Raw genomic sequence first — 20,572 nt, 5'->3', positions numbered from 1 at the left:
TCTTAATTCGCTAAATAAGGCGTCGTAACGCGATCGAGAAACAGCGTGGCGGCGAGTAAATCGGCCGCGCCACCCGGCGAGGCGTTCAGCGCCAGCATTTTTCTGTCCAGTTCAGCAAGCGCCCGCTGCCCGTTCGGATGCGCAACACCACCGGCTTGCAGCACCGCGCTTGCGCCGTGGCGCATCGTCTCCAGTCCTTCCATGCCCGCGCGGGATAACACGCAGGTATCGCTCAGCGAGGTCATGATGGCCATCAGCGCATCTAGCCGCGCTTCGGTTTCATCGCTGCCGTGCTGGCGGCTTTGCTGCAATTGCGGCAGGGCCAGTTTCATGATGTGCGGAAACGCCTGCTGGGCTTCTTCACGCGCGCCCGGCACCCGGTAGCGGTGCGTGGCGCGAAGGCCTTTGCTGAAAACTTTTGGCGCCGCGTCATCCGGCAACTGCGCCAGCCGTGCGGCGGTGGCGGTAATGGTCTCTGCCGAGTCGCTGCCGCCTGACATGGCCACCGCGCTAACCAGCAATCCGAGCGCCCAAATCGCGCCGCGATGGGTATTCACGCCATTGGTGGCCGCCATCATCTGCTGTTCGCCGTCCCGACCAAGACGCCCTATGGTTTGTCTGAGCGCGACATCCGCTGGCCGCAGCCAGCTTTGTTGCGCCAGCGCCTGAAACGTGGGGGTCAGGCTGTGCGCGGAACGCTCCATCAGATCGAGCGTTAAATCGTGGTGCGCACCACTCCCCCGGCTGTCCACCAGACCGGGCTTCGGGCTTAATCGTGCTTCGTCAATCAGACACTGTGTGGCGGCTCGCGCCAGCCATTCGGCACCGCCTTCAGCTTCAATCCGTGGCAGAAGTTTCATTACCAGCTCCGGAATTTCGCAGGTGGGTTGTAAAGACCGCCGGACCATTCCACCAGGTCAGCGACGCTGCTGGCTGCTAACAGTGAGCGCGTGGCATCAGTGCGGCGAATGCCCATATCTTCCGGGTAGACCACTTTGCCGCTTTGGCGCAGTTGCGCGACGCGTTTGGCGTCAACGCCCAGACCGATATCGGTGATACCGGCAACCGCAGCGACCATCGCACGGCGCTCTTCCATGCTTTCAGCGCGATAGAGGTAAGCAATCCCCTCTTCGGTCAGCACGTGTGTGACGTCATCGCCGTAGATCATGACCGGCGCCAGCGGCATGCCGGAGGTTTTCGCCACTTCCACCGCGTCGAGGCTTTCCACGAAAGTCGGTTTGGCGCCGGCCTGGAAGGTTTCGACCATCTGCACAACCAGTTTTTTTCCGCGTTCCATTGGGTTAGGTTCGGTGATCATGTTCAGCCAGGCCGGTGTTGCGTGGCGACGACCGTGCGGGTCATGGCCCATATTTGGCGCGCCGCCGAAACCGGCCAGGCGTCCACGGGTAACGGTTGAGGAGTTGGCATCGCCATCAATCTGCAAGGTCGAACCGATAAACATATCCACGGCGTATTGACCGGCTAACTGGCAGAACGCGCGGTTGGAGCGCATCGAACCATCGGCACCGGTAAAGAACACGTCAGGGCGGGCGCGGATGTACTCTTCCATCCCCAGTTCACCGCCGAAACAGTGCACGCTTTCGACCCAGCCGCTTTCAATTGCCGGGATCAGCGTTGGATGCGGGTTCAGCGTCCAGTGTTTGCAGATTTTGCCTTTCAGGCCGAGCTGTTCGCCGTAGGTTGGCAGCAGCAGTTCGATAGCGGCAGTGTTAAAACCAATACCGTGGTTGAGCGACTGCACCTGATGTTCCGCGTAGATGCCTTTAATCGCCATCATCGCCATCAGGATGTGTTCTTGCTTGATCAGGCGCGGGTCACGGGTGAACAGCGGCTCGATGAAGAACGGTTTGTCAGCAACCACCACATAGTCGATCCACGAACCGGGGATATCCACGCGCGGCAGATCGCATTCGTCGTCAACCAGTTCGTTGACCTGCGCAATGACGATCCCGTCGCGAAACGCGGCGGCTTCCACCAGCGCGGGCGTGTCTTCAGTACTTGGTCCGGTGTACAGGTTGCCTTTGCGGTCTGCTTTGTAACCAGCAATCAGCGCCACATTCGGGCACAGGTCAACGTACAGGCGGGCGTAAAGTTCGATGTAAGTGTGGATTGCGCCGATTTCCAGTTGCCCATCTTCCAGCAGTTGCGAAATGCGCAGGCTTTGCGTGCCGGAGAAGGAGAAATCGAGTTTGCGGGCGATACCTTTCTCAAAAATATCAAGATGTTCGCTACGCCCGACGCTTGGCATGATCATGTGCAGGTCGTGCACTTTCTGCGGGTTCACTTCGGCCAGCATGCGCGAGAGGAAATCAGCCTGTTTTTGGTTGTTCCCTTCCAGTACAACGCGGTCGCCCGGAGCGATCAGTTTTTCCAGCATGGCGACAAGATCGCCGGTCGGCAGTACCTTGCCTTGCACGGGAATGGACGCCAGGCGACGCTGTTTCTCGCTACGCCGCGTGTTCCATACCTGTGCTGGCTTTTGCCCAGATAACATTATTAACCTCCTGATTCAGCTCATCATTTTGACTTGCTTAACACTGAACGTAGTCTGCGCTCCGGTGAGAAATGCATCAATTAAGGTGCTGGCTAAATCATTAGCCTGAGAGTAATAATCAAAGTGACAATTTGTGATGCAGATCAGTTTAGGCAGGTAAGAAAAGCTTTATGGGGCGCTTTTAACCTATACAGGAGCCGCAAATTATTAAACGGCTCAATTATTCGCACGTATAATGTTCGCCGGTTTACAGAGATTAGAAGACGAAATGGCAGAAATTACCCCTGCGAATCTCCTTGAAGATCAAGGCGTTTCACACTATTTCCAGCCGATGCGGGGTGCGAGCAATCCGCATCTACAAACCATGCTGCCGCGATTGATTCGCCGCCGTTTGCAATTCGAACCCTGGTGGCAGCGCCTTGAACTGCCAGACGGGGATTTTGTTGATCTCGCGTGGAGCGAAGAGCCGTATCAAGCCCGCCATAAACCGCGCCTTGTGGTGTTTCATGGTCTGGAAGGCAGCCTGCACAGCCCTTACGCACATGGCCTGATCCATGCGGCAAAACAGCGCGGCTGGCTGGGCGTGGTGATGCATTTTCGCGGGTGCAGCGGCATACCAAACCGCCTGAGTCGGATTTATCACTCCGGTGAAACTGAGGATGGCACCTGGTTTTTGCACTGGTTGCGCGAAGAGTTCGGCCCGGTACCGACCGCCGCCGTGGGTTACTCGCTGGGCGGCAATATGCTCGGCTGCTTGCTGGCGAAAGCGGATGACAGTTTGCCTGTCGATGCGGCAGTGATTGTCTCGGCGCCGCTGATGCTGGAAGCCTGTAGTTATCATATGGAAAAGGGCTTTTCGCGCGTTTATCAGCGCTATTTGCTGAACTTGTTGAAAGCCAATGCCGCGCGCAAATTAAGGGCCTACCCCGGTTCTTTGCCAACCACGCTGCCGGCGCTGCGAAAGGTGCGGCGAATTCGGGAGTTTGATGACATGATCACGGCGAAAATCCACGGTTTTGCCGACGCGCTGGATTACTATCGCCGCTGTAGCGCCATGCCGCAGCTGCCGCTTATCCGCAAACCGACGCTGATTATCCACGCCAAAGACGATCCGTTTATGGATCATAACGTGATCCCGGATGCCAGCCATTTACCCACGAATATTGAATATCAACTGACAGAACACGGTGGTCACGTTGGTTTTGTCGGCGGAACACTCCGTCACCCGGAAATGTGGCTGGAGAAGCGCATCCCGGACTGGTTATCCGCCTATTTGGGAGCATCATGATTATTCCGTGGCAAGAACTTGACGCGCAGACGCTGGACAACCTGATTGAGAGCTTTGTCTTGCGCGAAGGCACCGATTATGGTGAACATGAGCGTTCGCTTGAACAAAAGGTCGCCGACGTTAAACGGCAACTGCAACACGGCGAAGCCGTGCTGGTGTGGTCGGAACTGCACGAAACGGTGAACATTATGCCGCGCGGGCAGTTCCACGAATGACAGGGTGCGGGCGGCTTTGATACTGAAAATAATCGTTGATTCAGGGAGTAGCTATGTCCGCCAAACATCCGGTTATCGCCGTTACAGGCTCCAGCGGCGCGGGAACCACCACCACCAGCCTCGCCTTTCGTAAAATTTTCGCCCAACTCAACATGCACGCGGCGGAAGTGGAAGGCGACAGCTTCCATCGCTACACCCGCCCGGAAATGGATATGGCTATCCGCAAGGCCCGCGATCTTGGCCGGCATATTAGCTACTTTGGCCCGGAAGCCAATGACTTTGGCCTGTTAGAACAAACCTTTAGCGACTACGGCCAAACCGGCCAGGGCCAGGCGCGCAAATACCTGCACACTTACGATGAAGCCGTCCCCTGGAACCAGGTGCCGGGCACTTTTACGCCCTGGCAACCGTTGCCGGAACCGACCGATGTGCTGTTTTATGAAGGGCTGCACGGCGGCGTGGTGACACCGCAGCATGACGTTGCGCGCTATGTCGATTTGCTGGTCGGCGTGGTGCCGATCGTTAACCTTGAGTGGATCCAGAAACTCATTCGCGACACCAGCGAGCGCGGACACTCCCGTGAAGCGGTGATGGATTCCGTGGTGCGGTCGATGGAAGACTACATCAACTTTATTACGCCGCAGTTTTCGCGCACCCATATCAACTTTCAGCGCGTGCCGACGGTTGATACCTCCAACCCGTTTGCCGCGAAAGGCATTCCTTCACTGGATGAAAGCTTTGTTGTTATTCACTTCCGCAATTTAGAAGGGATCGACTACCCGTGGTTGCTCGCAATGTTGCAAGGTTCATTCATCTCGCATATGGATACGCTGGTGGTGCCAGGCGGCAAAATGGGGTTGGCGATGGAACTGATCATGACGCCGCTGGTACAACGGCTGATGGAAGGGAAAAAGATTATATAGCCCGGACTGCGCCGCCGGGCTGCGTAATCAGGCTTCGATCACTTCGTAGGAGTGGGTGATATTCACCGCTTTTTCCAGCATCAGCGCCACAGAGCAATATTTCTCTGCCGACAGATCAACCGCGCGAGAAACGGCGGCATCTTTCAATGCGTTACCGGTGACGACGAAGTGCAGATTAATATGGGTAAACAGGCGCGGCGCTTCTTCACGGCGCTCTGAGGTCAGTTTCACTTCGCAGTCGGTGACGTTATGACGCCCTTTTTGCAGGATCGACACCACGTCGATTGCGCTGCACCCGCCTGCGGCCATCAGAACCATTTCCATTGGGCTTGGCGCTTTGTCGCCAGAGTTGCCGTCCATCAGAATTTGGTGACCAGAAGCGGACTCACCAAGGAACGTTAACCCTTCAACCCATTTCACACGTGCCTGCATTTTCATCACTCCGGAGTTGCAATTTTCTTTACAGATTACGCGCACATAAGAAAAGCCGCAACGGAAGGCGACCTGCGTCATGCTGAAGCGAGACACCAGGAGACAGGCGTTAAAAGCTATGCTAAAACAGTCTGGATGCTACAGAGATACATTGACGTTACGCATGTACGCAAAGGACATCATACATTAGAGGCCGCAGATGACGCTGACGGTCCACTTCCCGGGATTTGGGAAGCTTTGATTGCAACCCCAGAAACAGGGTTCCCTTACGCCCGGCTTCTGGAGCCAGCTTATAACAGAGGATAACCGCGCATGGTGCTTGGCAAACCGCAAACAGACCCGACTCTCGAATGGTTCTTGTCTCATTGCCATATTCATAAGTACCCGTCGAAGAGCACGCTTATTCACCAAGGTGAAAAAGCGGAAACGTTGTATTACATCGTCAAAGGCTCAGTGGCAGTGCTCATCAAGGATGAAGAAGGTAAAGAGATGATCCTCTCTTACCTCAACCAGGGCGATTTTATCGGTGAACTGGGCCTGTTCGAAGAAGGTCAGGAGCGCAGTGCCTGGGTACGCGCCAAGACCGCCTGTGAAGTAGCCGAAATTTCCTACAAAAAATTCCGTCAGTTGATCCAGGTTAACCCGGATATTCTGATGCGTCTCTCCGCGCAAATGGCGCGTCGCCTGCAGGTGACTTCGGAGAAAGTCGGCAACCTGGCGTTCCTGGACGTTACAGGCCGCATTGCGCAAACGCTGTTGAATCTGGCGAAACAGCCGGACGCAATGACCCACCCTGACGGCATGCAAATTAAAATTACGCGTCAGGAAATTGGTCAGATCGTCGGTTGCTCCCGTGAAACAGTCGGTCGCATTCTGAAAATGCTTGAAGATCAAAACCTGATCTCCGCCCACGGCAAAACCATCGTCGTCTACGGAACACGTTAATCTGCAAAACGGCGCATCGCTTATCCGGTGCGCCGTTTTTCTTTCCCCATGTGGCGCAGGCTGATTTATCACCCCGAGATCAACTACGCACTGCGACAAACGCTGGTGTTGTGTTTGCCTGTGGCGATTGGTTTGCTGGTCGGCCATTTACAACAAGGTCTGCTGTTCTCCCTCGTTCCCGCCTGCTGCAACATTGCCGGTCTTGATACACCCCACAAACGTTTTTTCAAACGCCTGATTATTGGCGGCTCGCTGTTTGCGGGCTGTAGCCTGGCCGTTCAACTACTGCTTGCCGACGATTTTCCCTTGCCGTTGATCCTGACCGTGCTGACGTTGCTGCTCGGCGTAACGGGGGAAATCAGCGCGCTGCATGGGCGTTTATTACCGGCCTCGCTGATTGCCTCTATCTTTACGTTGAGCCTCGCCGGGAATATGCCGGTGTGGGAGCCGCTACTGATTTACGCGCTGGGTACGCTCTGGTACGGGCTGTTTAACTGGTTCTGGTTTTGGATGTGGCGCGAGCAGCCGTTGCGCGAATCGCTCAGTTTGCTCTACCGGCAACTGGCCGATTATTGCGAGGCAAAATATAGCCTGCTGACCCAGCACGCAGACCCAGAAAAAGCCTTGCCGCCGCTGCTGGCCCGCCAGCAAAAAGCGGTAGATTTAATAAGCCAGTGCTACCAGCAGTTGCACATGCTGGCGGCCAATAAAAACAATGATTACAAACGCCTGCTGCGCGTCTTTCAGGTTGCGCTGGATTTGCAGGAGCATATCTCCGTCAGTTTGCATCAGCCTGCTGAAGTGCAAAAACTGGTCGAGCAAACCCACGCCGAGCAGGTTATTCGCTGGAATGCGCAAACCGTCGCCGCTCGCCTGCGCGTGCTGGCGGATGACATTCTTTATCACCGCTACCCGACGCGTTTCACCATGGAGAAACAAATCGGCGCGCTGGAAAAAATCGCCCGTCAGCACCCGGACAACCCGGTCGGGCAGTTTTGCGCCTGGCATTTCAGCCGTATCGCCCGCGTACTGCGTACGCAGCGCCCGCTCTATATTCGCGATCTGATGGCCGAGAAGCAGCGCCGTTTACCGCTTTTCCCGGCGCTGAGAAGTTATCTGTCGCTAAAATCTGCCGCCCTGCGCAATGCCGCGCGCATCAGCGTAATGCTCAGTATCGCAAGCCTAATGGGCAGCGCCCTGAACTTGCCGAAGCCGTATTGGATCATGATGACGGTGATGTTTGTGACGCAAAACGGTTATGGCGCGACGCGGGTGCGCATTGTCCACCGGGCAGCGGGCACGTTTGCGGGACTGATGATCGCCGGGGCAACCCTGCACTTCCACGTGCCACTCGGTTTCACGCTGGCCGCAATGCTGCTTATCACGCTGGTCAGCTATTTGATTATTCGCAAAAGCTACGGCTGGGCGATGGTCGGTTTTACCATTACAGCCGTTTATACGTTGCAGATCCTGACGCTAAATGGCGATGAGTTCATTATCGCCCGGCTTGTTGATACGCTGATTGGCTGCCTGATTGCCTTCGGCGGGATGGTCTGGCTGTGGCCGCAGTGGCAAAGCGGCTTGCTGCGCCAGAACGCGCACGACGCGCTGGAAACCGATCAGGACGCTATTCGCTTGATCCTCAGTGATAACCCAGAAGCCACGCCGCTGGCCTGGCAGCGTATGCGCGTTAACCAGGCGCATAACGCGTTGTTTAACTCGCTGAATCAGGCGATGCAGGAACCGGGTTTTAACACGCGTTACCTGAACGATATGAAACTGTGGGTCACCCACAGCCAGTTTATCGTTGAGCATATTAATGCGATGACCACGCTGGCGCGCGAGCACACCATGCTGACGCCTGAACTGGCACAGCGCTATTTGCAGTCATGCGAAATTGCCCTGCAACGGTGTCAGCAACGGCTGGAGTATGACGGGCCGGGTGAATCGGGGGATGTGAATATTCTGGAAGCACCGGAGACGTTAACGCACGGGCCAATGAGCACGCTGGAGCAGCATTTACAGCGGATTATCGGGCATCTGAACACCATGCACACCATTTCGTCAGTGGCATGGCGTCAGCGCCCGCATCACGGTAATTGGCTTCGTCGACGCCTTACGCGTTAACCACTTTTGCTACCGCTTGCGCAAAGCGATGCATGCCTTCATCGATATCTTTTTCATCGACGATCAGCGAGGGCGCAAAGCGCATCACATCAGGGCCAGCATTCAACACCATCACACCTTCTTCGGCGGCCGCGTAGAGGAAATCACGCGCACGGCCTTTGAACTGTGGTTTTAGCTCGGCGCCAATCAGCAGCCCCATGCCGCGAATATCGCTAAACAGGTCGAATTTCTCGTTGATTTGCTGCAAATGCTTAACGAACAGCTGGCGTTTCTCATTGACGCCATTCAGCACGTCCGGCGTATTGATAATATCAAACGCGGTACCAGCCACGGCGCAGGCCAGCGGGTTACCCCCGTAGGTGGAACCGTGTGAACCGACATGAAACGCGCTGGCAACCTCTTCGGTGGTCAACATCGCGCTAACCGGGAAACCGCCGCCGAGGGCTTTCGCGCTGGTCAGGATGTCCGGTGTAACGCCGTAATGCATATACGCGAACAGTTCGCCGCTGCGGCCCATGCCGCACTGCACTTCATCAAACACCAACAGTGCGTTGTGTTCGTTGCACAACTCACGCAAACCTTTGAGGAATTCCGGCGTTGCCGCCGTCACGCCGCCTTCGCCCTGGATAGGTTCAACCACGACCGCGCAGGTGTGATCGTCCATCACCGCTTTTACCGCATGCAGATCGTTAAACGGCACATGGATGATATCGGCCGGTTTCGGGCCGAAGCCATCGGAATACTTCGGCTGGCCGCCCACTGTCACGGTGAACAGCGAACGCCCGTGGAAAGCATTATGAAAAGCAATGATTTTGGTTTTGTACGGGCTGTGGCGCGTAGATGCATAAAAACGCGCCAGCTTAAATGCGGTTTCGTTGGCTTCGGTGCCGGAGTTCATAAATACCACGCGCTCGGCAAAAGTGGCGTCGATAAGTTTACGCGCCAGGCGCAGCGCGGGTTCATTGGTAAACACGTTGCTGATATGCCACAGCGTTTCGCCCTGGGTTTTCAACGTTTCCACCAGCGCCGGGTGACAGTGGCCTAAAGCGGTAACCGCAATACCGCCTGCAAAATCAACATACTCTTTGCCCTGCTGATCCCACACACGGCTGCCTTTTCCCTTCACCGGGATAAACTCGGCCGGTGCGAAAATTGGCAGAATCACTTCGTCGAATGTTGCGCGCGTAACGGCGTCTTGCTGAGTTGCCATGTCATACCCATCCAGTTTTATGTCGCATTGATTATGAAAATATAATCACGAAATATGCATAAAAAATCACTGCATGGCAACCAGAAATCACCGTGTCAGGAAGTTTTGCAGTAATTGGTGGCCCTGCTCGCTGAGGATACTTTCCGGGTGGAACTGCACCCCTTCCAAATCCCACTGCCGATGGCGAATACCCATGATCTCCCCGCTTTCGCTCCACGCCATGACCTCAAAACACTCAGGCAACGTGGGCGGATCGATAACCAGCGAATGATAGCGAGTGACAGTTAATGGATTATTAAGACCCGTAAATACGCCCGCGCCGTGATGGGTAATAGGAGAGGTTTTGCCGTGCATCACTTTTGCCGCACGCACAATGGTGGCGCCAAACACTTGCGCAATCGCCTGATGGCCCAGGCAAACGCCAAGAATCGGCAATTTACCGGCGTAATGCCGAATGACATCCAGCGAAATACCAGACTCATCCGGCGTGCACGGGCCCGGCGAGATAACGATCTTTTGTGGCGCCAGCGCGGCAATCTCCGCCAACGTCAGCTCATCGTTACGCCTTACCTCCACGCTTGCGCCCAGTTCACAAAAATACTGGTACAGGTTCCAGGTGAAGGAGTCGTAATTGTCGATAAGCAGGATCATGTGAGTTCAGCCGAATGCAGTACAAATTGCGCAAAACTATACGGCACTTCGCCTGGATAAAAAACGGGTTTGCAGAGCAGACCTGCTCGGCTGCGATAATCGCCGGATGGCGCTGACGCTGATCCGGCCGACAAATGATCCGCTCCACTGGGTTTTGTAGGTCGGATCAGCGTCAGCGCCATCCGACAAAATGATGTTACTCCCCTACCACCGCTTCGCTCACCACGTTGCCGAAGATCGCATACAGCGGTTGTAAATCGCCCATCGCACCGGCCTGGTTCGCGGTGCTCCAGTCGTTGGGATCGATATCGCGCCAGTCGAGAGAAAAACCGGCGTGCAACGCGAGTTGTTCAAAGAAGATGCGCTGCGCAATACCATTACCGAGACGGAACGGGTGCAGCACATTGATTTCACAGTAATAATGCGCCAGCCGCTCAATAAACTCGGCTTTCGCCAGCCCGCACAGCCACTCCTCATCTTCGAGTTGCTGCATCAGCGCATTCCCTTCCTTCTCGATGTATTCGAAATGGCAGAAACGGGTATCGCCTTCGTAGATATCCACTTCGCGAACCTGCCCGGCCCAGTCAAACACATCCTGATAAAGGTGATGGTGAATGGCGCAAAGATGGGGCAGCCCGCGCGCTAAAGGGCCAAGTTCAAGCGTTGCGGCGCGTAATGCCGTCAGTTGATAAGCGGCTTGCTCCAGCCGCTGTGTCTCGTGAATGCCTAACACATTGCGCATCACGTTCAGGCCAGGAAAGAGGTACGGATCGCGGCCATCGCCAAATTTATCGCTCATAGTGCCTCCGGAGTTCTTCAAGACGCACATTGGCTTCTTCGGCGTTAAGCGTCACAAGTTCACTGTCAACGCCCTCCAGACGCCTGCTGGCCTGGAAATTGACATTGCGCTGCTGCTCCCAGAGACGGGATTTTTGCCTGTCGGTGAGTTTCTTGCTCATAGCGCCTCCCTGTTTAGACGTGTACTTGCCCAAATTATAAGCAGAAAATTCACGTTACGCCGGAAGGCAACAGAACACGGGCCGAACAGCCCGTGTGGGGAAAACTTATGGCAGCACTTTCGCTGAGAGGATAACAACCGGTTTTGATGGGACATTCTGGTAAGGACCCACATCGTGCGTCGGCACCTGCGAAATCTTATCGGCGATATCCATTCCTTTCACAACTTTACCAAACACCGCATAACCAAAATCACGTTGTCCGTGATCGAGGAAAGCGTTATCCGCAACGTTGATAAAGAATTGGCTGGTCGCGCTGTCTTTGTCGGCGGTGCGCGCCATTGAGATGGTGCCGCGAGTATTACGCAAGCCGTTGTCGGCTTCGTTCTTAATCGGCGGGTTAGGCTGTTTTTGCTGCATTTGCTCGTTGAAACCACCGCCCTGCACCATAAACCCCGGGATCACACGATGGAACGTCGTGTTGTTATAGAAACCGTTGTTTACGTAATCAAGGAAGTTTTTCACCGACACAGGGGCTTTCTGATTGTTCAGCTCCAGTTCGATATTACCGGCAGATGTGGTGAGCAGAACATGAGGATCGCCTTTTGCTGCCAGGGCAGCAGGGGAGATAGCAGAAAGGGCCAGTACAGCCGCAACAGCCGCCAGAGTCGATTTAACCATAAGGTTTCCTTAACGAAGTGCAGTAAAGAAAGCGAGTGGCTTGATTCTAAAGAGCAGTCAGCCAGCAGGCTAGCCTTTTACTTAATTTTACGTATTTGGTAACAGATGTAACGCCAGACGCGTCACAACGCGCGGCGCAACATCCCGGCTGGGCGCTATTTTCGCGGTGTTCGGCTGAACACCACTTCTTCACCACCGCGGTCCATTTGTACCCAACTTTGTGCCGGTTGCGTGCTGGCAATCACCCGCCCCTGGCGAATCGACCAGCGAACCGGTGCCTGGCAACGTACCGCATCAAAGCCTGTTTCTACAGGCAAAATAATCATATTTGCCGGAAAACCGGGTTCAATGCCGTACTCCACCAGGCCAAAAGTTCTGGCGCTGTTATGGGTGATCAAACGCAACCCCTGGTCAATTTGCTGGTAACCCATGAGCTGACAGACATGCAGCCCCATGTGCAGCACCTGCAACATATTGCCGGTGCCCAGCGGATACCAGGGATCGAACACATCATCGTGACCGAAGCAGACATTTATGCCCGCCGCCAGCAGCTCTTTCACCCGCGTGATGCCACGGCGTTTCGGGTAATCATCAAAGCGCCCTTGCAGATGAATATTCACCAGCGGGTTCGCCACAAAGTTGATGCCGGAAAGCTTCAGCAAACGGAATAAGCGCGAGGTGTATGCACCATTATAAGAGTGCATTGCCGTGGTATGGCTGGCGGTGACACGAGGGCCAATACCCATTTTCAGCGCCAGCGCGGCGACGGTTTCCACAAAACGCGATTGCTCATCGTCGATTTCATCGCAGTGAATATCCAGCGGGCGATCATATTTTTGCGCCAGCGCAAACGCGATATGCAGAGATTCAACGCCGTATTCGCGGGTGAACTCAAAATGCGGGATCGCCCCGACCACATCCGCCCCTAAACACAGCGCCTCTTCCAGCAATTCCGCACCATTGGGGTAAGAAAGAATGCCTTCCTGCGGGAACGCGACGAGTTGTAAATCGATCCACGGCGCGACTTCCGCTTTCACTTCCAGCATCGCTTTCAGCGCCGTCAGGGAAGGATCGGAAACATCGATGTGCGTGCGCACATGCTGTACGCCGTTGGCCATTTGCCACTTTAGCGTCTGCCAGGCGCGCGTTTTCACGTCATCATGGCTCAGCAGCGCTTTACGCTCGGCCCAGCGCTCAATGCCTTCAAACAGCGTGCCGGACTGGTTCCAGTTCGGTTCTCCGGCGGTTTGCGTGGTGTCGAGGTGAATATGCGGCTCGATGAATGGCGGCAGCGCCAGCCCGCCTCGCGCATTGAGCACCTCAAGATTGTCGCTGTGCGTCGCGCCCATCGGCGTGATTTCACCAAAACGCCCCTGCTCAATCGCAATTTGCCATAGCCCTTCGCGATCGGGTAAATGCACATTCTGAACTAACCAAAGTGGTGTTACCGACATCGCATTACTCCCTCTATTTCCCTCAGATATTTTGTATCAGAGGTCATGCCAAAAACCTTCATATTTCGTATGCAAATTCCACAATTCATAAATGCCTGCGATATCCGTAACTTATAAAAATCGATAAAAATCAGTCATATACTCATTAAGTGGTAGGTGAAGGCGTATTTGATGCACATCAATAAGCGAGGAGGCTGAATCGTTAAGGTAGGCGGTAGTAAAAAAGAAATCGAGGCAAAAATGAGCAAAGTCAAACTCGCAATTATCGGTAACGGCATGGTCGGCCACCGCTTTATTGAGGATCTTCTCGATAAAGCCGACGCCAGCCAGTTCGACATTACCGTCTTCTGTGAAGAGCCGCGTAAAGCCTACGATCGCGTCCATCTCTCTTCCTATTTTTCTCACCATACTGCTGAAGAACTCTCTCTGGTTCGCGAAGGCTTTTACGAGAAACATGGCGTAAAAGTGCTGGTCGGCGAACGCGCGATCACTATTAACCGTCAGGAAAAAGTGATTCACTCGAGCGCCGGGCGCACGGTGTATTACGACAAACTGATCATGGCGACCGGCTCCTATCCGTGGATCCCGCCGATCAAAGGTTCCGAAACACAAGACTGTTTCGTTTACCGCACCATCGAAGATTTAAACGCCATTGAAGCCTGCGCGCGCCGTAGCCGCCGTGGCGCTGTGGTTGGCGGCGGCCTGCTTGGTCTGGAAGCCGCAGGCGCGCTGAAAAACTTAGGCGTTGAAACGCATGTGATTGAATTCGCGCCAATGCTGATGGCCGAGCAGCTCGACCAGATGGGCGGCGAGCAGCTGAAACGCAAAATCGAAAGCATGGGCGTGGGCGTGCACACCAGCAAAAACACCCAAGAGATCGTGCAGGAAGGCACCGAAGCGCGCAAAACCATGCGCTTTGCCGATGGCAGCGAGCTGGAAGTCGACTTTATCGTCTTTTCGACCGGCATCCGCCCGCGCGACAAACTGGCCACGCAGTGCGGGCTGGAAGTGGCGCCGCGCGGCGGCATCCTGATTAATGACAACTGCCAGACGTCCGATCCGAATATCTACGCTATCGGCGAATGCGCCAGTTGGAACAACCGCGTTTACGGCCTGGTCGCGCCGGGTTACAAAATGGCGCAGGTCACCGTGGATCATATTCTCGGTACGCCAAATGCCTTTGAAGGCGCAGATCTCAGCGCCAAGCTGAAACTGCTCGGCGTGGATGTTGGCGGCATCGGCGATGCGCACGGTCGCACGCCGGGCGCGCGCAGCTACGTTTACCTCGACGAAAGCAAAGAAGTCTACAAACGCCTGATCGTCAGCCCGGATAACAAAACCCTGCTCGGCGCGGTGTTGGTGGGCGACACCAGCGATTTCGGCAACCTGTTGCAACTGGTACTGAACGCCATCGAACTGCCGGAAAACCCGGACGCGTTAATCCTGCCGGCCCACGCCAGCAGCGGCAAACCCTCTATCGGCGTCGATAAGCTGCCGGACAGCGCGCAAATCTGCTCCTGCTTCGACGTTACCAAAGGTGACTTGATCGCGGCCATCAACAAAGGCTGCCACACCGTTGCCGCCCTGAAAGCCGAAACCAAAGCCGGTACCGGTTGCGGCGGCTGCATCCCGTTGGTCACGCAAGTGCTGAACGCCGAACTGGCGAAACAGGGCATCGAAATCACCAACAACCTGTGCGAACACTTCGCCTACTCTCGCCAGGAGCTGTATCACCTGATTCAGGTCGAAGGGATCAAAACCTTTGACGAACTGCTGGCGAAATACGGCAAAGGTTACGGGTGTGAAGTGTGTAAGCCGACGGTCGGTTCCCTGCTCGCCTCCTGCTGGAACGAGTACGTCCTGAAACCGCAGCACACGCCACTTCAGGATACCAACGACAACTTCCTCGCCAACATCCAGAAAGACGGCACCTATTCGGTGATCCCACGTTCTGCCGGTGGCGAAATCACCCCGGAAGGGCTGATGGAAGTCGGCCGCATCGCCCGTGAATTCAATCTCTACACCAAAATTACCGGCTCGCAGCGTATCGGCCTGTTCGGCGCGCAAAAAGACGATCTGCCGGAAATTTGGCGTCAGTTGATTAACGCCGGTTTCGAAACCGGTCACGCGTACGCAAAAGCGCTGCGTATGGCGAAAACCTGTGTCGGTTCAACCTGGTGTCGTTACGGCGTCGGCGATAGCGTCGGTTTCGGCGTTGAACTAGAAAACCGTTACAAAGGCATTCGCACGCCGCACAAAATGAAATTTGGCGTTTCCGGTTGTACCCGTGAATGTGCGGAAGCCCAGGGCAAAGACGTTGGCATTATCGCCACGGAAAAAGGCTGGAACCTGTATGTTTGCGGCAACGGCGGCATGAAACCGCGCCACGCGGATCTGCTGGCGGCGGATCTCGACCGCGAAACCCTGCTGCGTTATCTCGACCGTTTCATGATGTTCTACATCCGTACTGCCGACAAACTAACCCGTACAGCTTCCTGGCTGGAAAGCATGGAAGGTGGCATCGAGTACCTGAAAAGCGTGATTATCGACGACAAATTGGGCTTTGATGCGCAGTTGGAAGCGGAAATGGCTCGCCTGCGTGACGCGGTGATTTGTGAGTGGACCGAAACCGTGAATACGCCAGCCGCGCAGACACGCTTCAAACACTTTATCAACAGCGATCGCCGTGACCCGAACGTGCAAGTGGTGCCTGAGCGCGCGCAGCATCGCCCGGCCACGCCGTATGAACGTATTCCGGTGATGTTAGTGGAGGAAAACGCATGAGCCAGTGGAACACCGTCTGCAAAATCGATGACATCGTGCCCTCGACCGGCGTTTGCGCGCTGGTAAACGATCAGCAAGTGGCGATTTTCCGCCCGCGTCATGACGAGCAGGTTTTCGCCATCAGCAATATCGATCCGTTTTTCCAGGCCAGCGTGCTGTCGCGCGGCATTATCGCCGAGCATCAGGGTGAATTGTGGGTTGCCAGCCCGCTGAAAAAGCAACGTTTCCGCCTGCGGGACGGCTTCTGCCTGGAAGATGAAAGCCGCTCTGTCACGCATTTCGACGTGCGCGTAAAAGATGGCGAAGTGCAGATTAAAGCGTGATACCCCAGCGAAACGTATAGGGAATTCGCTATTAGCCATAACGCTGGGGAATACTTGATCCGCTGCCTTACTGATGACGTTGGGTTACTGGTATGCTACGCCGAAATCTGAGCGACCGGCTGCGGTGAAAGCCGAGCAAAATCAAGCTATCGCGAATAACTAAAATACTGGGGTAATGCCGTGGACCATTTGCCAATTTTCTGTCAATTACGGGACCGTTCCTGCCTGCTCGTCGGCGGCGGTGATGTCGCAGAACGTAAAGCCCGGTTGCTTCTGGATGCGGGTGCACGGCTTACCGTCAACGCGCTCTCTTTTGTGCCGCAGTTTTCCGTCTGGGCAGCGGAAGGGATGTTGACGCTGGTCGAAGGGGAATTTCGCGAAACGCTGCTCGATGAGTGCTGGCTGGCGATTGCCGCTACCGATAACGAAGCGGTGAATCAGCAGGTGAGCGATGCGGCAGAAACGCGCCGCATCTTCTGTAATGTGGTCGATGCGCCGGCTCAGGCGAGTTTTATTATGCCCTCAATTATCGACCGCTCTCCGTTGATGGTGGCGGTTTCCTCTGGCGGCACTTCTCCGGTGCTGGCGCGTTTGCTGCGCGAAAAACTGGAATCGCTGTTGCCGCAACATTTGGGCCATGTCGCAACCTTCGCCGGTCAATTGCGCGGCCGGGTGAAGCGCCATTTCGCCAGTGTGAGTGAGCGCCGTCGCTTCTGGGAAAAATTGTTCGTTAATGACCGGCTTGCCCAATCGCTCGCCAACCAGGACACGCCCATGGTCGAGAAAATCACCGAGCAATTGCTGGATGAACCGCTGGATCACCGCGGGGAAGTGGTGTTGGTCGGCGCAGGTCCGGGCGATGCCGGGCTGTTAACCTTGAAAGGCTTGCAGCAGATCCAGCAGGCGGATGTGGTGGTGTATGACCGGCTGGTCTCCGATGAAATCATGAACCTGGTGCGTCGCGACGCCGATCGCGTTTTCGTCGGCAAACGCGCGGGCTACCACTGCGTACCGCAGGAGGAGATCAACCAGATCCTGCTGCGCGAAGCGCAAAGCGGCAAGCGCGTGGTGCGTTTGAAAGGCGGCGACCCGTTTATCTTCGGGCGCGGAGGTGAAGAACTGGAAACCTTGTGTGATGCCGGCGTGCCTTTCTCGGTGGTGCCGGGGATTACGGCGGCTTCCGGCTGTTCGGCTTATTCTGGCATTCCGTTGACGCACCGCGATTACGCGCAAAGCGTGCGGCTGGTTACCGGGCATTTGAAAACCGGCGGCGAGCTGGATTGGGCCAACCTGGCGGCAGAAAAACAGACGCTGGTGTTTTATATGGGGCTTAATCAGGCGGCAGCGATTCAGGAACAGTTGATTGCCCATGGCATGCAGGCCGAGATGCCGGTGGCGCTGGTGGAAAACGGTACGTCGGTACAACAACGGGTGGTGAGCGGTAGCTTGTCGCAGTTGGGCGAGCTGGCAGAGCAGGTGCAAAGCCCAGCATTGATTATCGTAGGCCGTGTAGTGACGCTGCGCGATAAGTTGAAGTGGTTTTGAGAAATGCCTGATGGCGCTGCGCTTTCAAGCCTACGGGATTTGTAGGCCCGGTAAGCGCAGCGCCACCGGGCAATCAGGCATTCAGGTGATTACGATTTGGCGACAAAACCAATCGCTTCATAAACCTTTTTCAGCGTTTCAGCCGCTTGCGCGCTGGCTTTCTCCGCACCTTCTTTCATCACGCTTTGCAGGAAGGCTTCGTCATTGCGGAAACGATAATAACGCTCCTGCAACTCGGTCAGCATGCCGGAAACGGCATCCGCGACTTCGCCTTTCAGGTGACCATACATTTTGCCTTCGAAGTGCTGCTCCAGCGCCGGAATGCTCTGGCCGGTAACGGCGGAGAGAATATCCAGCAAGTTGGAAACGCCCGCTTTGTTGGCAATGTCGTAACGCACCACCGGCGGCTCGTCGGAGTCGGTCACTGCGCGTTTGATCTTCTTCACCACCGATTTCGGATCTTCCAGCAGGCCGATAACGTTGTTGCGGTTATCGTCCGACTTGGACATCTTCTTGGTCGGCTCCAGCAGCGACATCACACGGGCACCGGATTTCGGAATAAACGGCTCAGGGACTTTAAAGACATCGCCATAAATCGCGTTAAAGCGCTGCGCAATATCGCGGCTCAGCTCCAGATGCTGTTTTTGGTCTTCGCCGACCGGCACCTGATTGGTTTGGTACAGCAGAATGTCTGCCGCCATCAGCACCGGGTAATCAAACAGACCGGCGTTGATGTTTTCTGCATAGCGCGCGGATTTGTCTTTGAACTGCGTCATACGGCTCAGTTCGCCGAAATAGGTGTAGCAGTTCAGCGCCCAGCCCAGTTGCGCATGCTCAGGAACATGGGATTGAACGAAAATGGTACTTTTCTGCGGATCGATGCCACACGCCAGATACAACGCCAGCGTATCGAGCGTCGCTTTACGCAGTTTCTGCGGATCCTGACGCGCGGTGATGGCATGCAGGTCGACAATGCAGTAGATGCAGTGAAAGTCGTCCTGCATGTTCACCCACTGACGCAGCGCACCCATATAGTTGCCAATGGTTAATTCACCTGAGGGCTGTGCGCCACTAAAGACGATGGGCTTAGTCATTTTTCATTTCCTGATATTCACTGTGCGGAAGCCCGAGTGCGGGCAGTAAATCTTTAAAATGGTCGAACACGTAGTCCGGCTCACTTAAGGTAATCGCTTCGCCGTAGTTATAACCGTACGTCAGGCCAACAGAGACGCTGCCTGCCGCCTGCGCGGCGCGGATATCATTGCGTGAATCACCGACGAAGAGTAACTCATGCGGTTGAATCGAGAGTTTTTCGCACACCAAAAGCAACGGTTCAGGATGCGGCTTTTTATTCACCACGTCATCGCCGCCAACCACAAACGTAAAGTACTTTGCGATATCCAGCGCTTCCAGCAATGGCGCCACAAACGGCGTCGGTTTGTTGGTCACCAGCGCCAGCGGCAGGCCTTTGGCATGTAATGCCGCCAGCGTTTCGGATACGTCCGGGAACAGGAAACTGCCCTCTTCGACGGTCTCTTCGTAATAACGGTTAAACAGCTTACGCAGCATGCCGATCTGCTCTGCCTGCGGAATATCGCCGGTCTCCAGATCGGGTTTACCCTGTGTGACTCGCTGGATAGCCCGCTCCTGGCGAGCCCAGTTGAACGCGCGTTCCATGAGCACATCTGCGCCATTTCCAATCCAGGTGACCACGCGCTGTTCGCCCGCCTGTGGAAGCTCCAGCGCATATAACGCGCTGTCCACGGCAGCCGTCAGCCCCGGCGCACTATCTACCAATGTGCCGTCGAGATCGAAAGCGACACCCTGAATCGACTGCATTTTATCCATGACTTACCTTCGCCAGTTCGCTACGCATTTCATCAATGATTTGTTTGTAATCCGGCTGATTGAAAATCGCCGAGCCTGCCACGAACATGTCCGCGCCCGCTGCGGCTATTTCGCCAATGTTGCTCACCTTAACACCGCCATCGACTTCCAGACGAATATCGAAGCCAGAAGCATCGATGCGGCGACGCACTTCGCGCAGTTTATCCAGCGTATGAGGAATAAACGACTGACCGCCGAAACCGGGGTTAACGGACATCAATAAAATCACATCCAGCTTGTCCATCACATGATCGAGATAGCTCAGCGGTGTTGCCGGGTTAAACACCAGCCCCGCTTTACAGCCGTGCTCTTTGATAAGTTGCAGCGTGCGGTCAATGTGTTCGGAAGCTTCAGGATGAAAAGTGATGATGCTTGCCCCGGCTTCGGCGAAATCCGGCACCAGGCGGTCAACCGGTTTGACCATCAGGTGCACATCAATAGGAGCGGTAATGCCGTAGTCGCGCAGGGCTTTAAGTACCATCGGGCCGATGGTCAGGTTCGGTACGTAGTGGTTATCCATCACGTCGAAATGAACGACATCTCCGCCGGCGGCCAGCACATTGGCGGTATCTTCGCCCAGGCGAGCAAAATCTGCCGACAGAATCGAAGGGGCAATTAAATACTGTTTCATCCGCA

The 20,572-nt window shown here is 55.4% G+C and carries 20 protein-coding genes and 1 pseudogene; 9 read left to right on the top strand and 12 right to left on the bottom strand.

Features of this window, described 5'->3' with window-relative positions:
* Positions 1 to 2: 2 nt before the first annotated feature.
* The gene (locus AAEY27_RS01955) at positions 3 to 860 is read right to left on the bottom strand and encodes a triphosphoribosyl-dephospho-CoA synthase (RefSeq protein ID WP_342323287.1); all 858 of its coding nucleotides are present in this window, start codon (positions 858 to 860) and stop codon (positions 3 to 5) included.
* Entirely contained in the window at positions 860 to 2,515 is a 1,656-nt protein-coding gene (gene mdcA, locus AAEY27_RS01950) for a malonate decarboxylase subunit alpha (RefSeq protein ID WP_342323286.1), read from the bottom strand. The genes AAEY27_RS01955 and mdcA overlap by 1 nt, the downstream gene beginning before the upstream one ends.
* Before the next feature lie 268 nt (positions 2,516 to 2,783).
* Between mdcA and AAEY27_RS01945 the strand changes: the two genes are divergently transcribed.
* Genes AAEY27_RS01945 through AAEY27_RS01935 form a run of 3 tightly spaced genes read left to right on the top strand, consistent with a single transcriptional unit; the run spans position 2,784 to position 4,941 of the window.
* Positions 2,784 to 3,803: a hydrolase gene (locus AAEY27_RS01945; RefSeq protein ID WP_342323285.1), complete on the top strand. Its 1,020-nt coding sequence runs from the start codon at positions 2,784 to 2,786 to the stop codon at positions 3,801 to 3,803.
* Positions 3,800 to 4,018, top strand: a complete 219-nt coding sequence (locus AAEY27_RS01940) for a YheU family protein (protein ID WP_342323284.1) — start codon at positions 3,800 to 3,802, stop codon at positions 4,016 to 4,018. The genes AAEY27_RS01945 and AAEY27_RS01940 overlap by 4 nt, the downstream gene beginning before the upstream one ends.
* A gap of 53 nt (positions 4,019 to 4,071) precedes the next feature.
* The gene (locus AAEY27_RS01935; protein WP_342323283.1) at positions 4,072 to 4,941 is read left to right on the top strand and encodes a phosphoribulokinase; all 870 of its coding nucleotides are present in this window, start codon (positions 4,072 to 4,074) and stop codon (positions 4,939 to 4,941) included.
* A 27-nt stretch (positions 4,942 to 4,968) separates the two neighbouring features.
* On the opposite strand, the gene AAEY27_RS01930 is transcribed toward AAEY27_RS01935, so the two are convergent.
* On the bottom strand, positions 4,969 to 5,373 hold the full coding sequence (locus AAEY27_RS01930) for an OsmC family protein (protein ID WP_342323282.1): 405 nt from the start codon (positions 5,371 to 5,373) through the stop codon (positions 4,969 to 4,971).
* A 312-nt stretch (positions 5,374 to 5,685) separates the two neighbouring features.
* On the opposite strand from AAEY27_RS01930, the gene crp reads away from it, so the two are divergent.
* Together crp and AAEY27_RS01920 are read left to right on the top strand one after the other, a co-directional pair.
* Positions 5,686 to 6,318, top strand: coding sequence for a cAMP-activated global transcriptional regulator CRP (gene crp, locus AAEY27_RS01925; RefSeq protein ID WP_000242755.1), 633 nt, complete (start codon positions 5,686 to 5,688; stop codon positions 6,316 to 6,318).
* A 48-nt stretch (positions 6,319 to 6,366) separates the two neighbouring features.
* The gene (locus AAEY27_RS01920; RefSeq protein ID WP_342323281.1) at positions 6,367 to 8,445 is read left to right on the top strand and encodes a YccS/YhfK family putative transporter; all 2,079 of its coding nucleotides are present in this window, start codon (positions 6,367 to 6,369) and stop codon (positions 8,443 to 8,445) included.
* On the opposite strand, the gene argD is transcribed toward AAEY27_RS01920, so the two are convergent.
* The 6 genes from argD to AAEY27_RS01890 form a co-directional block, all read right to left on the bottom strand.
* Positions 8,435 to 9,655, bottom strand: a complete 1,221-nt coding sequence (argD, locus tag AAEY27_RS01915) for a bifunctional acetylornithine/succinyldiaminopimelate transaminase (RefSeq protein WP_342323280.1) — start codon at positions 9,653 to 9,655, stop codon at positions 8,435 to 8,437. The genes AAEY27_RS01920 and argD overlap by 11 nt on opposite strands.
* Positions 9,656 to 9,742: 87 nt before the next feature.
* On the bottom strand, positions 9,743 to 10,306 hold the full coding sequence (pabA, locus tag AAEY27_RS01910) for an aminodeoxychorismate synthase component 2 (protein ID WP_342323279.1): 564 nt from the start codon (positions 10,304 to 10,306) through the stop codon (positions 9,743 to 9,745).
* A 196-nt stretch (positions 10,307 to 10,502) separates the two neighbouring features.
* Positions 10,503 to 11,105: a putative adenosine monophosphate-protein transferase Fic gene (locus AAEY27_RS01905; protein WP_342323278.1), complete on the bottom strand. Its 603-nt coding sequence runs from the start codon at positions 11,103 to 11,105 to the stop codon at positions 10,503 to 10,505.
* Positions 11,095 to 11,265: a YhfG family protein gene (locus AAEY27_RS01900; protein WP_342323277.1), complete on the bottom strand. Its 171-nt coding sequence runs from the start codon at positions 11,263 to 11,265 to the stop codon at positions 11,095 to 11,097. The genes AAEY27_RS01905 and AAEY27_RS01900 overlap by 11 nt, the downstream gene beginning before the upstream one ends.
* A 105-nt stretch (positions 11,266 to 11,370) precedes the next feature.
* Entirely contained in the window at positions 11,371 to 11,943 is a 573-nt protein-coding gene (ppiA, locus tag AAEY27_RS01895) for a peptidylprolyl isomerase A (protein WP_342323276.1), read from the bottom strand.
* A 155-nt stretch (positions 11,944 to 12,098) separates the two neighbouring features.
* Entirely contained in the window at positions 12,099 to 13,397 is a 1,299-nt protein-coding gene (locus AAEY27_RS01890) for a cytosine deaminase (protein WP_342323275.1), read from the bottom strand.
* A 240-nt stretch (positions 13,398 to 13,637) separates the two neighbouring features.
* Between AAEY27_RS01890 and nirB the strand changes: the two genes are divergently transcribed.
* From nirB to cysG, 4 genes and pseudogenes are all read left to right on the top strand, one after another.
* Positions 13,638 to 16,181 carry a nitrite reductase large subunit NirB gene (nirB, locus tag AAEY27_RS01885; protein ID WP_342323274.1) on the top strand — a complete coding sequence of 848 codons (2,544 nt, stop codon included), beginning with the start codon at positions 13,638 to 13,640 and terminating at the stop codon, positions 16,179 to 16,181.
* Positions 16,178 to 16,504, top strand: a complete 327-nt coding sequence (gene nirD / locus AAEY27_RS01880; RefSeq protein WP_342323273.1) for a nitrite reductase small subunit NirD — start codon at positions 16,178 to 16,180, stop codon at positions 16,502 to 16,504. The genes nirB and nirD overlap by 4 nt, the downstream gene beginning before the upstream one ends.
* A gap of 16 nt (positions 16,505 to 16,520) precedes the next feature.
* A pseudogene (locus AAEY27_RS01875) lies at positions 16,521 to 16,667 on the top strand (nitrite transporter NirC); the annotation flags it as partial.
* 17 nt (positions 16,668 to 16,684) lie between these two features.
* Positions 16,685 to 18,049 carry a siroheme synthase CysG gene (cysG, locus tag AAEY27_RS01870; protein ID WP_342323272.1) on the top strand — a complete coding sequence of 455 codons (1,365 nt, stop codon included), beginning with the start codon at positions 16,685 to 16,687 and terminating at the stop codon, positions 18,047 to 18,049.
* 89 nt (positions 18,050 to 18,138) lie between these two features.
* On the opposite strand, the gene trpS is transcribed toward cysG, so the two are convergent.
* Genes trpS through rpe form a run of 3 tightly spaced genes read right to left on the bottom strand, consistent with a single transcriptional unit; the run spans position 18,139 to position 20,567 of the window.
* A complete protein-coding gene (gene trpS, locus AAEY27_RS01865; protein ID WP_342323271.1) occupies positions 18,139 to 19,143 on the bottom strand; it encodes a tryptophan--tRNA ligase in 1,005 nt (334 codons plus the stop codon).
* The gene (gene gph / locus AAEY27_RS01860; RefSeq protein ID WP_342323270.1) at positions 19,136 to 19,897 is read right to left on the bottom strand and encodes a phosphoglycolate phosphatase; all 762 of its coding nucleotides are present in this window, start codon (positions 19,895 to 19,897) and stop codon (positions 19,136 to 19,138) included. Before gph ends, trpS begins: the two co-directional genes overlap by 8 nt.
* The gene (gene rpe / locus AAEY27_RS01855) at positions 19,890 to 20,567 is read right to left on the bottom strand and encodes a ribulose-phosphate 3-epimerase (RefSeq protein WP_342323269.1); all 678 of its coding nucleotides are present in this window, start codon (positions 20,565 to 20,567) and stop codon (positions 19,890 to 19,892) included. The genes gph and rpe overlap by 8 nt, the downstream gene beginning before the upstream one ends.
* Positions 20,568 to 20,572 lie beyond the last annotated feature (5 nt).

Source organism: Kosakonia sp. BYX6, assembly GCF_038449125.1.
Taxonomy (GTDB): domain Bacteria; phylum Pseudomonadota; class Gammaproteobacteria; order Enterobacterales; family Enterobacteriaceae; genus Kosakonia; species Kosakonia calanthes.
This window is presented reverse-complemented; position numbering and strand designations above follow the sequence as displayed.

Coding starts and splice junctions, on each gene's coding strand:
- AAEY27_RS01900 (WP_342323277.1), bottom strand. CDS start 11,265: ATGAGCAAGAAACTCACCGACAGGCAAAAATCCCGTCTCTGGGAGCAG.
- nirD (WP_342323273.1), top strand. CDS start 16,178: ATGAGCCAGTGGAACACCGTCTGCAAAATCGATGACATCGTGCCCTCG.
- AAEY27_RS01905 (WP_342323278.1), bottom strand. CDS start 11,105: ATGAGCGATAAATTTGGCGATGGCCGCGATCCGTACCTCTTTCCTGGC.
- AAEY27_RS01920 (WP_342323281.1), top strand. CDS start 6,367: ATGTGGCGCAGGCTGATTTATCACCCCGAGATCAACTACGCACTGCGA.
- trpS (WP_342323271.1), bottom strand. CDS start 19,143: ATGACTAAGCCCATCGTCTTTAGTGGCGCACAGCCCTCAGGTGAATTA.
- AAEY27_RS01955 (WP_342323287.1), bottom strand. CDS start 860: ATGAAACTTCTGCCACGGATTGAAGCTGAAGGCGGTGCCGAATGGCTG.
- argD (WP_342323280.1), bottom strand. CDS start 9,655: ATGGCAACTCAGCAAGACGCCGTTACGCGCGCAACATTCGACGAAGTG.
- ppiA (WP_342323276.1), bottom strand. CDS start 11,943: ATGGTTAAATCGACTCTGGCGGCTGTTGCGGCTGTACTGGCCCTTTCT.
- rpe (WP_342323269.1), bottom strand. CDS start 20,567: ATGAAACAGTATTTAATTGCCCCTTCGATTCTGTCGGCAGATTTTGCT.
- nirB (WP_342323274.1), top strand. CDS start 13,638: ATGAGCAAAGTCAAACTCGCAATTATCGGTAACGGCATGGTCGGCCAC.
- AAEY27_RS01930 (WP_342323282.1), bottom strand. CDS start 5,373: ATGCAGGCACGTGTGAAATGGGTTGAAGGGTTAACGTTCCTTGGTGAG.
- AAEY27_RS01935 (WP_342323283.1), top strand. CDS start 4,072: ATGTCCGCCAAACATCCGGTTATCGCCGTTACAGGCTCCAGCGGCGCG.
- AAEY27_RS01940 (WP_342323284.1), top strand. CDS start 3,800: ATGATTATTCCGTGGCAAGAACTTGACGCGCAGACGCTGGACAACCTG.
- mdcA (WP_342323286.1), bottom strand. CDS start 2,515: ATGTTATCTGGGCAAAAGCCAGCACAGGTATGGAACACGCGGCGTAGC.
- gph (WP_342323270.1), bottom strand. CDS start 19,897: ATGGATAAAATGCAGTCGATTCAGGGTGTCGCTTTCGATCTCGACGGC.
- crp (WP_000242755.1), top strand. CDS start 5,686: ATGGTGCTTGGCAAACCGCAAACAGACCCGACTCTCGAATGGTTCTTG.
- AAEY27_RS01890 (WP_342323275.1), bottom strand. CDS start 13,397: ATGTCGGTAACACCACTTTGGTTAGTTCAGAATGTGCATTTACCCGAT.
- AAEY27_RS01945 (WP_342323285.1), top strand. CDS start 2,784: ATGGCAGAAATTACCCCTGCGAATCTCCTTGAAGATCAAGGCGTTTCA.
- pabA (WP_342323279.1), bottom strand. CDS start 10,306: ATGATCCTGCTTATCGACAATTACGACTCCTTCACCTGGAACCTGTAC.